This is a genomic window from Flavobacterium chungbukense (assembly GCF_020805785.1).
Classification (GTDB): Bacteria; Bacteroidota; Bacteroidia; order Flavobacteriales; family Flavobacteriaceae; genus Flavobacterium; species Flavobacterium chungbukense.
Map to the genome: position 1 here is coordinate 33,456 of NZ_JAJGZV010000010.1, position 16,322 is coordinate 49,777.

General features: G+C 31.9%; 12 protein-coding genes and 3 tRNA genes. 6 read left to right on the forward strand and 9 right to left on the reverse strand.

What is annotated here, in order from left to right:
- Positions 1-103 precede the first annotated feature (103 nt).
- The 4 genes from LL966_RS20650 to LL966_RS20665 form a co-directional block, all read right to left on the reverse strand.
- Positions 104-177 (reverse strand) — tRNA-Lys (locus LL966_RS20650).
- A gap of 50 nt (positions 178-227) precedes the next feature.
- Positions 228-404, reverse strand: coding sequence for a GIY-YIG nuclease family protein (locus LL966_RS20655; RefSeq protein ID WP_229355887.1), 177 nt, complete (start codon positions 402-404; stop codon positions 228-230).
- A gap of 71 nt (positions 405-475) precedes the next feature.
- Positions 476-550 (reverse strand) — tRNA-Val (locus LL966_RS20660).
- An 87-nt stretch (positions 551-637) separates the two neighbouring features.
- Positions 638-712 (reverse strand) — tRNA-Val (locus LL966_RS20665).
- Positions 713-974: 262 nt separating this feature from the next.
- Between LL966_RS20665 and LL966_RS20670 the strand changes: the two genes are divergently transcribed.
- Positions 975-2,765, forward strand: coding sequence for an ABC transporter ATP-binding protein (locus tag LL966_RS20670; RefSeq protein ID WP_229355889.1), 1,791 nt, complete (start codon positions 975-977; stop codon positions 2,763-2,765).
- 219 nt (positions 2,766-2,984) lie between these two features.
- Here the strand turns inward: LL966_RS20670 and LL966_RS20675 are convergent, their stop codons facing one another.
- The gene (locus LL966_RS20675) at positions 2,985-4,154 is read right to left on the reverse strand and encodes a proline dehydrogenase family protein (protein WP_229355890.1); all 1,170 of its coding nucleotides are present in this window, start codon (positions 4,152-4,154) and stop codon (positions 2,985-2,987) included.
- 239 nt (positions 4,155-4,393) lie between these two features.
- Here LL966_RS20675 and aroB point away from each other — a divergent pair, with 239 nt between their 5' ends.
- The 5 genes from aroB to recQ all read left to right on the forward strand — a co-directional run bounded on the left by aroB (position 4,394) and on the right by recQ (position 10,919).
- The gene (aroB, locus tag LL966_RS20680) at positions 4,394-5,461 is read left to right on the forward strand and encodes a 3-dehydroquinate synthase (protein WP_229355892.1); all 1,068 of its coding nucleotides are present in this window, start codon (positions 4,394-4,396) and stop codon (positions 5,459-5,461) included.
- Positions 5,462-5,768: 307 nt separating this feature from the next.
- Entirely contained in the window at positions 5,769-7,172 is a 1,404-nt protein-coding gene (locus LL966_RS20685) for a type III PLP-dependent enzyme domain-containing protein (protein ID WP_229355894.1), read from the forward strand.
- 106 nt (positions 7,173-7,278) lie between these two features.
- Positions 7,279-8,247, forward strand: a complete 969-nt coding sequence (locus LL966_RS20690; RefSeq protein ID WP_095931202.1) for a deoxyhypusine synthase family protein — start codon at positions 7,279-7,281, stop codon at positions 8,245-8,247.
- 8 nt (positions 8,248-8,255) lie between these two features.
- Positions 8,256-8,666, forward strand: a complete 411-nt coding sequence (locus LL966_RS20695) for a DNA primase (protein ID WP_229355895.1) — start codon at positions 8,256-8,258, stop codon at positions 8,664-8,666.
- A gap of 138 nt (positions 8,667-8,804) precedes the next feature.
- Positions 8,805-10,919: a DNA helicase RecQ gene (gene recQ, locus LL966_RS20700; RefSeq protein ID WP_229355896.1), complete on the forward strand. Its 2,115-nt coding sequence runs from the start codon at positions 8,805-8,807 to the stop codon at positions 10,917-10,919.
- A 180-nt stretch (positions 10,920-11,099) separates the two neighbouring features.
- On the opposite strand, the gene LL966_RS20705 is transcribed toward recQ, so the two are convergent.
- The 4 genes from LL966_RS20705 to LL966_RS20720 form a co-directional block, all read right to left on the reverse strand.
- Complete coding sequence (locus LL966_RS20705; protein ID WP_229355897.1) at positions 11,100-11,615, reverse strand: DinB family protein; 516 nt, start codon at positions 11,613-11,615, stop codon at positions 11,100-11,102.
- Positions 11,616-11,645: 30 nt separating this feature from the next.
- Entirely contained in the window at positions 11,646-14,231 is a 2,586-nt protein-coding gene (locus LL966_RS20710) for a phosphoenolpyruvate carboxylase (protein WP_229355898.1), read from the reverse strand.
- Positions 14,232-14,322: 91 nt separating this feature from the next.
- Positions 14,323-14,802, reverse strand: a complete 480-nt coding sequence (locus LL966_RS20715) for an Lrp/AsnC family transcriptional regulator (RefSeq protein ID WP_008468989.1) — start codon at positions 14,800-14,802, stop codon at positions 14,323-14,325.
- Between the two features lie 77 nt (positions 14,803-14,879).
- Positions 14,880-16,034, reverse strand: coding sequence for a M14 family metallopeptidase (locus tag LL966_RS20720; protein ID WP_229355899.1), 1,155 nt, complete (start codon positions 16,032-16,034; stop codon positions 14,880-14,882).
- Between the last annotated feature and the right edge of the window lie 288 nt (positions 16,035-16,322).

Here is a 16,322-nt window from a genome sequence, read left to right on the forward strand (position 1 = left end):
TAGAATCTATTCTTTGCTTTCGCTAAATACAATAAAATTTATGAAAATTTATATAAAGCAAAAAACTCCAAAATCAAATGACTTTGGAGTTTTTATAATTTTGTGGGCGATGAGGGGTTCGAACCCTCGACCACTTCCGATTAAAAATCGGAATGCTCTGAACCAGCTGAGCTAATCTCGTTTTTAATTAATTCCTGAATCTTAATTCCGTTTTTCCAGGATTTAATTTACAGCTCTCTTTTATGTGCAAGTTCTTTCACTTCGTAGTTTTTAGTATAAACTACTTTCCAATCATTCACATTTCCTGTAAAACCTTTGCTTTTTTGATTATGACGAATAATTCTTTCTTCTAAATTCGAAGTAAATCTAATATAGAATCTATTCTTTGCTTTCGCTAAATACAATAAAATTTATGAAAATTTATATAAAGCAAAAAACTCCAAAATCAAATGACTTTGGAGTTTTTATAATTTTGTGGGCGATGAGGGGTTCGAACCCCCGACCCCCTCGGTGTAAACGAGGTGCTCTGAACCAGCTGAGCTAATCGCCCTATTTTACTAGGTTGCTATCTTTGTGATTGCGTCTGCAAATATACATTTAGTATTTGTATTTGCAAGCCTTTTTTTAAAAAAAATTGTGGGCGATGAGGGGTTCGAACCCCCGACCCCCTCGGTGTAAACGAGGTGCTCTGAACCAGCTGAGCTAATCGCCCTATTTTACTAGGCTGCTATCTTTGTGATTGCGGGTGCAAAAATACGTTTAGATTTTGTATTTGCAAGCCTTTTTATAAAAAAAATGAAATATTTTTTTGTGTTTTTCTTTAGAAAGCTATCTTTCAAACCTTTAAAAAACAAAGTTTATTTACTCTTTCTTGTAATTTCGTTAAAAAGCCAAATTAAAAGTTCTAATTCTTAATATTTCTTTGTAGTAAATCGACTTAGTCATACCTTTGCATACCTTAATTGTATATTCAAATGGCAAGATTTCAAGAAAATGATTTACCGAAAGCTAAATTAAACTCTAATTCCCTTCAAAAAGCACTTCGAATTTTTAAATATGCTAAAAACCACAAATGGAAATTCTTCGTTGGTTTGATTTTTCTGTTTTTAACAAGCGCCACTGCCCTCGCCTTTCCTAAATTAATGGGAATGCTGATTGATTGTGTTACCAATAAAGATCTTTCTAAAGCAAACGAAATTGCTTTAGGATTGATGGGAATCCTGGTTCTTCAGGCTATTTTCTCTTTTTTCAGAATTTCATTATTTGTAAACTTTACAGAAAACTCTCTTTCTAATATTCGTTTTGCATTATATGAAAATTTAATAAAATTGCCAATGTCGTTTTATTCTCAAAAACGTGTTGGTGAACTTAATAGCCGAATCAGCGCAGATATTTCACAATTGCAAGATACTTTCAGCACCACAATTGCGGAGTTTTTGCGTCAGTTTATTTTAATCATCGGAGGATTTATTATATTAGGAAGCATTAGTCCGAAGCTGACTTTTATGATGTTGGCAATTGTACCAGTTGTGGCAATTGCAGCAGTGATTTTTGGAAGATTCATTCGTAAATACGGAAAAAAAACACAAGATAAAGTTGCCGAAAGCCAAGTTATTGTTGAAGAAACTCTACAAGGGATCAGTAATGTAAAAGCTTTTGCTAACGAATGGTACGAAATTCAGCGTTATAAAGACAAAATTAGAGAAATTGTAAAGATTGCTATTAAAGGAGGACAATACAGAGGTTATTTTGCTTCGTTTATTATTCTATGCCTTTTCGGGTGCGTGGTTGCGGTAGTCTGGTACGGAATCACCTTAACTATTAAAGGAGAAGTTGAAGGTGTTGGAGATTTAATTTCATTCGTGCTTTATACCACTTTTATTGGTGCTTCTTTCGGAGGAATTGCCGAAATGTATGCACAGATTCAAAAAGCGGTTGGAGCAACAGAACGTGTTTTTGAATTGCTAGAAGAAACACCTGAAGAAATTAATGCGAATCCGAAAACTACCCCTATAGAAAAAATAAAAGGAAACGTATCTTTTAAAAATGTTGCGTTTAGTTATCCTTCAAGAAAAGAAGTTCAAGTCTTAAAAGACGTAAATTTTAATGCAGAATTTGGTCAGAAAATTGCAATCGTTGGACCAAGTGGTGCCGGAAAATCTACAATTTCATCTCTATTACTTCGTTTTTACGATATTACTTCTGGAGAAATTATAGTTGATGGAAAGAATATTCATGATTATGATTTAGAAGATCTTCGTGGAAATATGAGTATTGTTCCGCAAGATGTTATTCTTTTTGGCGGAACTATTAGAGAAAATATTGCTTACGGAAAACCTAACGCTTCTGAAGAAGAAATTATTGCCGTTGCAAAACAAGCGAATGCTTTCAATTTTATTGATGGATTTCCAGAGAAATTTGAAACTTTGGTTGGTGAACGTGGTGTAAAACTTTCAGGCGGACAGCGCCAGCGTATTGCCATTGCAAGGGCTTTGCTTAAAAACCCAAGTATTTTAATTTTAGACGAAGCAACATCTTCTTTGGACAGCGAGAGTGAAAAATTAGTTCAAGAAGCCCTAGAAGTTTTGATGGAAGGAAGAACAAGCATTATTATTGCTCACAGACTTTCGACAATTAGAAATGCGGATAAAATTTTAGTTTTAGATAATGGAAAAATATCAGAAGAAGGAACACATCAAGAATTAATAAATCTTGAAAACGGTATTTATAAAAATCTAAGCAATCTTCAGTTTAGCAATTCTTAAAATAGAAAATCCAATAAAAAAAACAACAACTTTTAAACTGAACTGAAATCCAGCCCTACAATATATATCGAGCCAAAGGCTCTTCACAAGAGTTCCGAAGGAACAAAGAATATTGTAGAGCTGGACTTCAGTCCAGTTTGAGATAAATAGAAAAAAGCTCCAATTAAAAATTGGAGCTTTTTTTTATGTCAATTGTAAACTGAGACTGAAAACTAAAAATTATTTCCCTTTTCTACGTTTACGTTCAGCTTTAATCATTGATAATTCGCGGCTTGTTTGGCCAGCAACCGAAGTATTTTCTTCAGCACGACGAATTAAGTACGGCATAACATCTTTAACTGGTCCAAAAGGCAAATATTTAGCATCATTATAACCGTTTTCGGCTAAGTTATAGCTAATATTATCGCTCATTCCGTATAATTGCCCGAACCAGATTCTTGGGTCGTTTTTGGCAATTCCTTTCTGAGCCATCATTTCCATTAATTTATAAGAGCTCAATTCATTATGTGTTCCAGCGAAAATGGCCATTTTATCAAGATGCTCCAACATATATTGTACAGCATTGTCGTAATTTACATCTGTAGCTTCTTTAGAAACGCAAATTGGAGAAACATAACCTTTTTCTTCCGCTCTTTTGTTTTCCTTTTCCATGTAAGCGCCACGAACCAATTTCATTCCGATGTAAAAACCTTCACTTTTAGCAACCTCGTGAAGTTTTTTCAAATAATCTAAACGGTCCCAACGGTACATTTGTAATGTATTAAATACAATAGCTTTTTCTTTATTGTATTTACGCATCATATCTGTAACTAAATCGTCAGCAGCATCTTGCATCCAGCTTTCTTCACCATCAATCAACAAGGCTACATCTTTTTTATGTGCCTCACCACAAACTTTATCAAAACGAGCCACTACTCTATCCCATTCTGCTTGCTCTGCAGGAGTCAAAGTTTGTTTTTCTCCTAATTTTTCATACAATTCAAAACGACCTAAACCAGTTGGTTTAAAAACAGCAAACGGAATAGCTAAACGTTCTTTTGCAAAATCGATAGTTCTTAAAGTCATTTCTAAAGCGGCATCAAACTGCTCTTCTTCTTCTTTTCCTTCAACAGAATAATCCAGAACTGATGAAACACCTTTAGTAAACATTTTATCTACAACAGTAAGGCAGTCATTTTCGTTTACACCGCCACAAAAATGATCAAAAACAGTTGCACGGATCAGACCTTCAACTGGTAAATGAGCTTTAATTGCAAAGTTGGTTACAGCAGTTCCAATTCTTACCAAAGGCTCACTGTCAATCATTTTGAAAAGAAAATAAGCTCTGTCAAGTTCCGTATCACTTTTAAGTGAAAATGCAACTTGAGTATTATCGAATATTTTTTCCATTAAATTTATTTTTTATGCAAATATAGAGAGTGTTTTGAATATTATTTACTAAACAGCGCCATATTTTTTAATATCCCTAATGAGAGAAGTAAAAATCTTATTTTATGAAGTAAATGTTTACCATAAGAGTTATTTATACAATTAAAATTAAACAAGTATTTAAACAAATTAGGACAGAAGTTTGAAGTTTATTTAGCTTAAAATACTTTATTTTTGTGCTTTTAATTAACTAAAGAATTATGCAGTCTATTCAAGCCAATAATTACCTTGTACATTTTAACGAGAATGCCTACGAAGCTTTAAATAAACATTTAAGAGAAAATAAATACTCTAATTTATTCATCATTGTTGATGACCAAACCAATGAGCATTGTTTACCAAAATTACTACCTATAATTGAAACGGATTTAAACATCGAAATTATCGAATTTGAGGCCGGTGAAGCAAACAAAAATATAGAGACTTGTATTCAGATTTGGAATGTTTTGACAGAATTAGGCGCTGATAGAAAGTCACTTGTAATTAATCTTGGAGGCGGTGTTGTTACTGATTTGGGTGGTTTTGTTGCCTCTACTTTTAAAAGAGGTGTAGATTTTATAAATATCCCTACTACTCTTTTATCTATGGTTGATGCTTCTGTGGGAGGAAAAACAGGAGTTGATCTAGGAAATCTTAAAAATCAGATTGGTGTTATCAATGTACCTCAAATGGTATTAATAGACACACAATATTTAGAAACTCTACCACAAAGCGAAATGCGTTCTGGCTTGGCAGAAATGTTAAAACATGGTTTAATTTATGATGCGCCTTACTGGAGACAGTTTTCTGATTTAAAATCAATTGTTTTTGACGAACTGGATCAGTTAATTTATCGTTCAGTTGAAATTAAAAACGAAATCGTAATTCAGGACCCAACTGAAAAGAATATTCGTAAAGCCTTAAATTTCGGACATACCTTAGGTCATGCTATTGAAGGATATTTTCTAGAAAGCACAGAAAAAACAACTTTACTGCATGGGGAAGCTATTGCTGTGGGAATGATTTTGGAAAGTTATATTTCTTTACAGAAAAATTTAATTTCACCTGAAGAATACAGAGAAATTAAAACGATAATTAAAGGTATTTATGAAGATATTATTTTTGAAGAAAATGACATCGATCCGATCCTAGAATTGCTGATTCACGACAAAAAAAACGAATATGGTTTAATTCAATTTGCATTGATTGAAGGAATCGGGAAAATAAAAATTAACCAATCCGTTGAAAATAAATTAATTCTAGACGCGTTTCAAGATTATAAATCTTAAACTTTTTTTAATCGAAAGCGTTGCATTTGGTATATTTTATTTTTTACATTTGCCCCATGAAAACAAACAAGCAGCAAAGACAATTTAGCTCTTACAGAAACCGCCTCAACAGTTCTTTACTTAGAATGTTGAATCGTTTTTATAATAGTAAAAGCCCGTTCTGTTTCGATGTTTTCCAATGTTCAAAAGCCGAGCACGAAAAACTGCCGATTATATTTGCCAATATTAGAGTTTGAATGAAGATTTAGCACAGAAAAAAACACTAAATTTAAAAGTAAAATTACAATCTCTAAAAGTTGACAAATAAATGAATACAAAATATTCTGATCTAATAAACCAAACATACTACTTTCCACAAGAGGAATTTAAATTAAACAAAGACAACCTGCATTTTCATAACATTGATTTAATGAAATTGGTTGAACAATATGGTACGCCATTAAAGTTTACTTATTTACCTCAAATTTCTGAAAATATCAACAAGGCAAAATCTTGGTTCAGAAAATCAATGGAAAAAAACAAATACGACGCAAAATACTATTATTGCTATTGCACAAAAAGCTCTCATTTTGAATATATTATGAATGAAGCTTTCAAGAATAACATTCACATTGAAACATCATCTGCTTTTGATGTTAATATTGTAGAAAACTTACTTGAAAATGGTAAAATCAATAAAAGTACTTATGTGATTTGTAATGGTTTCAAAAGAGACGAATACATTAGCAATATCGCAAGACTAATCAATAGCGGACATAAAAATACTATTCCGATTATTGATAATTATGAAGAATTAGATTTGCTTCAGGCAGAAATTAAAGGAAAGTTCAAAATTGGAATCCGTATTGCTGCTGAAGAAGAACCTAAATTTGAGTTTTACACTTCTAGGTTAGGTATTGGTTACAAAAACATTGTTTCTTTTTATAAAAAACAAATTCAGGAAAATGATAAATTAGAGCTTAAAATGCTTCACTTTTTCATTAATACCGGAATCAACGATACATCATATTACTGGAATGAGCTTGTAAAATGTATTAAAGTATACATCGCTCTTAAAAAAGAATGCCCTACTCTAGATGGCTTGAACATTGGTGGAGGTTTCCCGATTAAGAATTCACTTGCTTTTGAATATGATTACCAATATATGATTGATGAAATTATCAATCAGATTAAAATTGCCTGTGATGAAGCCGAAGTTGATGTTCCTAATATTTTTACGGAGTTTGGATCATTTACTGTAGGTGAAAGTGGTGGTGCAATCTATCAGATCTTGTATCAAAAACAACAAAATGATAGAGAAAAATGGAATATGATTGACTCATCTTTCATTACCACTTTACCAGATACTTGGGCTATAAACAAACGTTTTATTATGCTGGCGGTTAACCGTTGGAATGATACTTACGAACGGGTTCTGTTAGGTGGTCTTACTTGTGATAGTGACGATTATTACAATTCTGAGCAAAACATGAACGCCATTTATTTGCCAAAGTACAATAAAGAAAAACCTTTGTATATTGGTTTCTTTAATACTGGCGCTTATCAGGAAACAATTGGAGGATACGGAGGTTTACACCACTGTCTAATCCCGCAACCAAAACATATCTTAATTGACAGAGACGAAAACGGAATTCTAGCGACTGAGGTTTTCTCAGAACAACAGACTTCAGACGACGTTCTAAAGATTTTAGGATATAAAAAAAAGTTGTAAAAAAAAACGGCAGATTAAGTAATGGATATAATTAGAAAATTCTTAATTTGCATTAACATCCAAAAAGGTTAAACTTTTTAATTCAAAAAAAACAAAAACAAAAGAAATGAAAGGACCAATCAGTCAGTTTATTGAAAAACATTATTTGCATTTCAACTCTGCTTCATTAGTAGATGCTGCAAAAGCTTATGAGCAGCAATTAGCCGATGGCGCAAAGATGCTTGTAAGTATGGCTGGCGCAATGAGTACAGCTGAAATTGGTAAAATTTTTGCCGAAGTAATTAGACAAGACAAAGTGCATATTATTTCATGTACTGGTGCAAATCTTGAAGAAGATATCATGAATTTAGTAGCTCATTCTCACTACGAAAGAGTACCAAACTATCGTGATTTAACTCCAGAAGACGAATGGGCTTTATTAGAAAGAGGATTAAATCGTGTTACTGACACTTGTATTCCTGAACATGAAGCTTTCCGTCGTTTACAAAAACATATTTACAAAATTTGGAAAGATGCAGATGATAAAGGAGAACGTTATTTTCCGCACGAATTCATGTATAAGATGTTATTGTCTGGTGTTTTAGAAGAATACTACGAAATTGACCTAAAAGATAGCTGGATGTATGCAGCTGCAGAGAAAAATTTACCAATTATCGTTCCAGGATGGGAAGATAGTACAATGGGAAATATCTTTGCTTCATACGTAATAAAAGGAGAACTGAAAGCATCTACAATGAAGTCTGGAATTGAATACATGACTTTCCTTGCAGATTGGTATTCTAAAAACAGTTCAAACGGAATTGGATTCTTCCAAATCGGTGGTGGTATCGCTGGTGACTTCCCTATCTGTGTTGTACCAATGTTGTACCAAGATATGGAAATGCACGATGTTCCATTTTGGAGTTATTTCTGCCAGATCTCAGATTCAACAACTAGTTATGGTTCTTACTCTGGAGCAGTTCCAAATGAAAAAATTACTTGGGGTAAACTAGACATCAAAACCCCTAAATTTATTATTGAGTCGGATGCTACAATTGTTGCTCCGTTGATTTTTGCATATTTATTAGATTTATAAAATAATTTATGAAAAGAGTTATAGTAGACTACGCTAAACTTACCAATGAAATTTTAAACCTTTTGGTTGAAAAATTTCCTGATGGTTATGACGATTCGGATGTAATCCGTTTCAGAAACGCTAAAAACGAGCTGGTTGAAGCTGTTGAAGTTCGTACTGAAGATACAATTTACTTGGTAAAAATTAGTACTAAACTTGCAGACAGAATTGAAAACTACGATGAAGATGATGACATTGATCTGGATGTCGATACAATCGAACCAGTAAAAGGTCTTGATCTTGATGACGATAGCGATGACGATGACGACGATGATGCAGTTGATAAACCAGATACAGATGGCGGAGATGATGATGACGATGAAGACAGAGACCCAGATGATATTGCTGACGAAGATGATGATGAAGATGATGAAGATTAATTCATTTTCTTTATAATAAATAAAAGGAACTCAACTTGGGTTCCTTTTTTTATACCTATAAATACTTACTAATATTAAATTTTTATATTTATAAGATTATTCTTATTTTTAAACTTACGATATAAAAATTATACGCCCATGACTTCAGAAATTTTACACGCAACGTTAAAAGAAAATTTTGGTTTTGAAAAATTCAGACCGAATCAGGAAACCATAATAAATACCATTCTTTCGGGGCAAGATACATTAGCAATTATGCCGACGGGAGGAGGAAAATCGATATGTTTTCAACTTCCTGCTTTGATTCTCCCAGGAATTACTATTGTAATTTCTCCATTAATTGCTTTAATGAAAGATCAAGTGGATAGTTTAAAAACAAACGGAATTTCTGCTTGTTTTATAAATAGTTCGCAATCATCTCAAGAACAGCAATATTATATTGATAATTTAAAATCCAATACTTTTAAATTAGTTTATATTGCTCCTGAAAGTCTTTCTTATTTAGATATGGCTTTTAATGAGTTAACAATCAGCCTTATAGCAATTGACGAAGCGCACTGTATTTCTTCATGGGGTCATGACTTCAGACCAGCTTATACCAATTTAGGATATTTAAAAAATCGCTTCCCTTCTACTCCAGTTTTAGCTTTAACAGCCACCGCAGATAAAGCAACGCGTACTGACATTATCAAACAACTGAATTTGAATAAGTCAAAAACGTTTATTGCTTCTTTTGATAGAAAAAATTTAAGTTTGGAGGTTCGACCAGCTTTAGATCGTGTCAAACAGATTATTGATTTTATAGAAAATAAACCCAACGAATCAGGTATTATTTATTGTCTAAGTCGAAAAACAACAGAAGAACTAGCTGAGAAATTAAAGAAGAATGGAATTACAGCGAAAGCATATCATGCTGGTTTAGATAATGAAACTCGTGCTAAAACCCAAGATCAATTTATTAATGATGATTGCCAAGTTGTTTGTGCCACTATTGCTTTCGGTATGGGAATTGACAAATCAAATGTTCGTTGGGTCATCCATTATAATCTTCCCAAAAATATTGAAGGTTATTATCAAGAAATTGGACGCGCCGGGCGTGATGGTTTGCCAGCCGAAACTCTTTTGTTTGAAAGTTATGCAGATGTTATCCAACTACAGAAATTTGCTTCAGATGGTTTGAATGCTGATATTCAATTGGCAAAATTAGATCGTATGAAACAATATGCCGATGCTGTAAGCTGTCGCAGAAAAATTCTACTTTCTTATTTCGGAGAATTGGTTACTGAGAATTGCGGAAACTGCGATATTTGTAAAAATCCGCCAACTTTTTTCGATGGCACGATTCTCGCGCAAAAAGCTTTGTCGGCCATTACTCGTTTGCAGGAATCTGAGCCTTTGGCAGTAATTGTAGATTTTTTAAGAGGCTCGAGAAACGCGTATATCTACGAAAAAAATTATCAAACGCTAAAAACGTACGGAATTGGCGATGACATTTCTTGGTATGATTGGAATCAATATCTTATTCAATTGATAAATCTTGGTTATTGCGAAATTGCATTCCATCAACACAATAAAATTCTGCTTACTCCTTTTGCTAAAAAAGTTTTATTCGAAGGGGAAAAAGTAAAATTGACTACCGTTGTTAAAAAGGTAATTGATAAAAATGAAATTAAAGTCACCAAAGCTAAAAGTACTAAAAATTCACTTTTCGAAACACTCAGAAAATTACGTTATGAAATTGCTCAAGAAGAAGAAGTTCCCGCTTACGTTATTTTTAGTGATGCTTCATTAAGGCAAATGGAAGTCTTAAGACCAATGACAGATGAAGATTTCCTTGCGGTTGAAGGTGTCGGAAAAGCAAAGCTGGAAAAATATGGAACTGAATTTATTAATGCTATAATTGAATTTCATAGAAACAAATCGGTAGTCAAAAAAGAAAAGAAAGACAGTACATATAAAAAAACGCTAGAATTATTTCAGAATGGACTTTCTGTAAAAGAAATGGCTGAACAACGAAATTTAGGAGAAACTACAATTATTTCTCATTTAGCAAAATTATATGTTGACGGAAATGATATAAATCCAAGTCAGTTTGTTTCAGAAGATGAAATTCTAAAAATAGAAAAAGCGCAGATTGAATTGGAAAAACCTGAAGCATTAAGACCTTACTTTGAATATTTTGAAGAAAAAATGTCTTACGATAAGATTCGATTTGGTTTAGCTTTTTTAGAAAGAAAGAATCAAACAATTTAATTAAACAATCATTTTTGTCATTTCGACGAAAGTAGAAATCACAAAAGTATTTCCTCATACTAATTTTCAATCTTTGTCGAGTTTCTAGTGCGATTTCTCATTCCTCGAAATGACAAAACAAAAAAATCCTGTGAAATAAATAATTCACAGGATTTTTTAATTGTATAAAAATTTTAAGTACTACAAATATCTTTCCTCAAAAACTTTCTGATGGTGTTTTTGATGTCCAATTATAACGAAACCTAAAGCACACACAGAAATTTGATTGTTTGATGCAGTACCTATTCTTTTAAGCTGTTCATCAGATAAACTTTTGTAAAATAATAAATTGGAATGTCTTACAGCAGAAAATTCCGTTAACAAATCTTGAATACTTCTTGCATTTGCATCTGAATTATCTGCATAATCCTGTTCCTCAAAACTAGGCAAAGGTGTTTTGTCATTTCTTGAAAAACGCAAAGCTCTGTAAGCAAAAATACGTTCCGTATCAATTACATGCTGGATAATTTCTTTAATTGTCCATTTTCCTTCTGCATAACGATAATCAAATTTATCCATCGGAATGTTTTGAACAAATCTGATAAATTCATGAAGAGAAATCTCTAACTCTTCTAGTAATTTGCCTTCTCCCGCTTGTTTAATATAAGTTCCAAAATGACCTGCATATTCATTTTCTAAAATATCGCTGACATTCATTTTTATAAAATTAAAATTTATAATTCTGTTTTATGCTGAATTTCTACTGGCATTAGTATTTCCGAAAAGAGATCTAGTTACAATTTTCTCATACACTTTGATCAAATCTTCGTTTGGAGTTTTTTCTTTGTTCAACTCATTGATTCTTAACAAAGCATACTGCTGAATAGTCAACAATGGCAATACAATTCGCTCTCTAATCTGAATAGAAGCAATACCATCAGGATAATTTTCCATCAGTGTTTTATGACCTGCAATTTTCAACAGAAGTCTTTTTGTTTCTAAAAACTCACTATGAATAATATTCCAAAATTCTCCAAACTCAGGATCTTTACTCATATAAGCTGTTAAAGGCAAGAATGATTTTGCTAAAGACATCATACTATTTTCAAGTAATGTTTTGAAAAACAATGAATTATGATACAAATCACTTACTTTATCCCATTGTCCAGATTCTTCAAAATGTTTTAAAGCTGAACCAACCCCAAAGAATCCCGGTACGTTTTGTTTTAATTGACTCCATGAACCTACAAACGGAATCGCTCTTAAGTCCGCAAAATCAAGAGATTCTGATTTGCTTCTTTTTGATGGTCGACTTCCAATGTTTGTTTTTGAGTAGTATTTCAGTGTACTCATTTTTTCCAAATATGGAATAAACTTCGGATGGTTTTTAAAACTTAAATACTTTTGATATCCCAAATCAGCCAACTGATTTAAAATCTGAGTTTCATCAGCAGACAATTCATTTTTATTCTTTCCAAAAACCTGATTCGTAACACCGGCAGTAACTAAATTTTCAATATTATAACGGCAAGAATCTAACGTTCCGAAGTTAGAACTAATAGTTTGTCCTTGCACTGTAATCTGAATTTCATCATTTTCGATTTTTGGCCCTAAAGAAGCGTAGAATTTATGTGTTTTTCCTCCTCCACGTGCAGGCGGTCCTCCACGTCCATCAAAGAAAATAGCTTTGATTCCGTATTTTCTTGAAATTTCTGTTAACGAAATTTTTGCTTGATAAATACTCCAGTTAGCCATTAAATAACCACCGTCTTTTGTTCCGTCAGAGAAACCAAGCATAATAGTCTGCTCATTTCCTCTCGATTTTAAATGATTAGCATACTCTGGATTAGTATACAACTGCTCCATAATAGAATGTGCATTTTGTAAATCATCTACAGATTCAAAAAGAGGAATAATATCAACAGTAGGATTTTCCCAATTGTTAAGACGGATCATAGCAAATGTCTCCATAACATTCAAAGCGCTTTCGTTATTACTAATAATATAACGATTTGCTCCCTGTTCACCATTGTTTTTCTGAATGGTTTTAATTGCTTGAACAGATTCTAAAGTAGATCTTGTAATTTCATCTTCAAAATCGGCTGGATTTAAATCTCCTTTAACTTTCGATAAAACAACAATTTTTTCATCTTCTGACAGTTCATAATAATTTGCAGGAAAAATAGTCGAATCAGATTTCTGATAATAATCTACAACATCCTTAAATACTTTATTATGAATTTTACTGTTTTGACGAATGTCTAAAGTCGCAAAATGGAATCCAAATAAATTGATTTTTACCAAAAGAGCTTCTAATTCATCTAAATATAAAGACTGATGTTTTTCGATTATAATCTCTCTAACTTTATTCAATTGCGTTAACAATTCCTCTAAAGTAATAAAAATATCACCTTTAGAATAGAATACCGAACGGTAAAGTTTATGTTCAAGATCGGATACCAAAGTATCTACACCTGAGAAAGTTAGCTTACGTTTTAAGTTTCTCATTTCGACATAATAGCATTTCAGAATTGAAGTACGTAAACGATCAGCAACCTTAAGAGTTATTTCTGTAGTAACAAACGGATTTCCATCACGGTCACCACCTGGCCAGAAACCAAGTTTTATTAATTGGTTCTTAATTGGTGTTCCGTCGTTAATATTCTTTTGAAGATAATGAACAATTTCTCCAGCTGTAGCATAAAATACATTTTCCAAATACCAGATTAAGCTCACCGCTTCATCATAAGGATTTGGTTTTTCATGCTGAATAAAAGGCGTTTTTCCTAACTGCGCTAATAATTGTTTAATTTTAAGCAAGTCATTCTGGCGGATCGCTTCAGTCAAATCATTAATAATTCCTAAAACTGGTCCAGGATAAAATTGAGTTGGGTGCGCCGTTAAAACCGTACGAACATTAAAGTTCTCTAAGAACTCAACCAATTCGTCGTCTTTCTCTTTTGCATCCGATTTTTCTTTGATATCACGCAGAGATCCGCGCCCTTCCATATTATTAACTTCTGGAAAAGCCGCATCTTCTATTGCATCAAATAATACAATTTGACGCTCAATGTATTGAATAAATCGAAACATTAAGTCGACTTTTTCAGTCTCTGAAGCGTTATTTAGAAATTTATTTGAGAAGAAATCAAAAATTTCTTTTGGAGTTTCTTGTTTTTTAAAGCCCGTTTCGCAAGTTTCTGTAAATAAAGGAAGTAGAACTCCAGTATTATCTATAGAATCAAATGGTAATGTTATAAAAACACTATTGTAAATGTGATATTTTGAGAGAACATCTTGATTAAAACGCTCAATTTTTGGCAACGTATACATAATCGTGTTATAGTTGGTTGGTTAATTAGTCATAAAAAAACCCCAAGAGTAAACTTGAGGTATATTTTAATATAGCATTCAAGAAAAGTTATTACATATTTTTGAAAATAGTATGCATCAAACGCTTCTTATCGTTTATACTTTCCTCTAATGAGATCATTGTTTCTGTTCTGTATACACCATCGATATCGTCAATCATAAAGATAACTTCTTTCGCGTGTTTAGTGTCTTTTGCTCTAATTTTACAAAAGATATTGAATTTTCCTGTAGTTACAGAAGCTACAGTTACGAACGGAATTTGATTAATTCTCTCTAATACAAATTTAGTTTGAGATGTATTATTAAGAAAAACTCCTACATAAGCAATAAATGAATAACCTAATTTATCGTAATCTAAGGCTAATGAAGATCCCATGATGATACCGGCATCTTCCATCTTTTTAACTCTAACGTGTACTGTACCAGCAGATATCAATAGTTTTTTTGCAATGTCAGTAAACGGAACTCTCGTATTGTCTATTAACATATCTAAAATCTGGTGATCTACTTCATCTAAACGAAATTTACTCATAATTGTTTAATTAATATTACTAATTGCTATTACAAAGTATAAAATTATATATAAAAAACAACAAATTCACAAAAAAATTAACTTTTTATTAATCCGTTAACAAATTTAACATTTTTATTTAAATAAAAATTTGCTTTTTGACCCACTTTTGGAAAATTGAACAAATCGTCTGAATATTCTTGCCCTTTTGCATCGTATTCATAATGTCCAAAATATTTTTCCAATTCGCCTACTTCAACTATGTAAGCATTAAAATGAATCTTATTTTCGATTAATTCCTCTTTGTATTGTGCGACAAAATTCGTAATAATTTCGATACCATCATAATTTATTTTGACATTTTTATACATAAAATCATAAAAAACCACGTTATTTTGTGAAATATTCAAATATTCACCAAATCTATTATTAACTAAATCGTTTTCGGAAATCAATTTAAAGCTCAAAATTAACGAGAAAAATATGAATTTACGAGTAATTTCCCTTTCGTAGTCATCTGGATAATGCCCTGCTTCAAATAAAATAGTTGGAACTCCTAAAAATTGAAAAGTGTCTCCAATACAATTAATATTAAAAGAATCATCAAAACGGCCAATCTGTCCTGGAATATATTTTTGAAGCTCTTCATTTATACCTGCAATGATATTTATAGCTTTTAATCTATTTTCATTAACTTCTCTTTCTTCATTATATGATGGTGCCAAAAAAGAAACGGTAGCTGGTTTACCTGTATTTCCAGCTCCAAAAATAGTACGCTGATCATGGAGATTAAAACAATAATGAGGTTTAAAACTTTCAAATACATCACGCAAAACAGTACTTTCTGGCTGTGTTAAATCTTGAGAATCTCGATTTAGATCTATTTCGTTTGCATTTGCACGTGTGTAAAGTCGCGCGCCATCAGGATTTAAAATTGGAATACTATAAAAGGTAAAAGTTTCGAGCAATTTCCTAGACAAATCCGTATTGTCATTTAATAAATTTATAAAGTCAAAAAGAGCTTTTGTAGTTGTACTTTCATTACCATGCATCTGCGACCATAAATAAACACGTATTTTTCCTGTTCCCAATTGGTAACTATATATAGGTTCGCCTAAAACCGATTTTCCAATTACCTGAACTTGATTGTCTGTATTAAGCTTTTCTAAAAGTGGTTGAATATGGTCTAAAGTAAGATATCTACCTGATATTGTTTCTTCTTTGTATTGAGTAAAAAGTTGTTCTAAATTCATTGCTTTTTGATTAGTTTACAAAAGTAAACATCTTTATTTTTACAATTGTAAATCTTCTAAAGCTTTAACAATTTAATATTGTAAACAATTTTTTAAAACATTAATAAAGATTAGCCCTATTTTAGGAATAGTAAATCTTGCATTAAAATTAATAAGACTAAAGTTATTGTATTTCAACAACTTAATTACTATTATCAAATTAAAACTTTAAGTAATAGTGCTTTTTATATACTTACTTTTTGATTAAAATTTTTTCTAACAAACTTTTTGTTTACATTTGTAAATAGC

What these genes read in the sequence shown, in the direction of transcription:
- LL966_RS20670 (WP_229355889.1), top strand. Translation starts at nt 975, where the DNA reads ATGGCAAGATTTCAAGAAAATGATTTACCGAAAGCTAAATTAAACTCT.
- LL966_RS20690 (WP_095931202.1), top strand. Translation starts at nt 7,279, where the DNA reads ATGAAAGGACCAATCAGTCAGTTTATTGAAAAACATTATTTGCATTTC.
- LL966_RS20685 (WP_229355894.1), top strand. Translation starts at nt 5,769, where the DNA reads ATGAATACAAAATATTCTGATCTAATAAACCAAACATACTACTTTCCA.
- recQ (WP_229355896.1), top strand. Translation starts at nt 8,805, where the DNA reads ATGACTTCAGAAATTTTACACGCAACGTTAAAAGAAAATTTTGGTTTT.
- aroB (WP_229355892.1), top strand. Translation starts at nt 4,394, where the DNA reads ATGCAGTCTATTCAAGCCAATAATTACCTTGTACATTTTAACGAGAAT.
- LL966_RS20720 (WP_229355899.1), bottom strand. Translation starts at nt 16,034, where the DNA reads ATGAATTTAGAACAACTTTTTACTCAATACAAAGAAGAAACAATATCA.
- LL966_RS20715 (WP_008468989.1), bottom strand. Translation starts at nt 14,802, where the DNA reads ATGAGTAAATTTCGTTTAGATGAAGTAGATCACCAGATTTTAGATATG.
- LL966_RS20710 (WP_229355898.1), bottom strand. Translation starts at nt 14,231, where the DNA reads ATGTATACGTTGCCAAAAATTGAGCGTTTTAATCAAGATGTTCTCTCA.
- LL966_RS20705 (WP_229355897.1), bottom strand. Translation starts at nt 11,615, where the DNA reads ATGAATGTCAGCGATATTTTAGAAAATGAATATGCAGGTCATTTTGGA.
- LL966_RS20675 (WP_229355890.1), bottom strand. Translation starts at nt 4,154, where the DNA reads ATGGAAAAAATATTCGATAATACTCAAGTTGCATTTTCACTTAAAAGT.
- LL966_RS20695 (WP_229355895.1), top strand. Translation starts at nt 8,256, where the DNA reads ATGAAAAGAGTTATAGTAGACTACGCTAAACTTACCAATGAAATTTTA.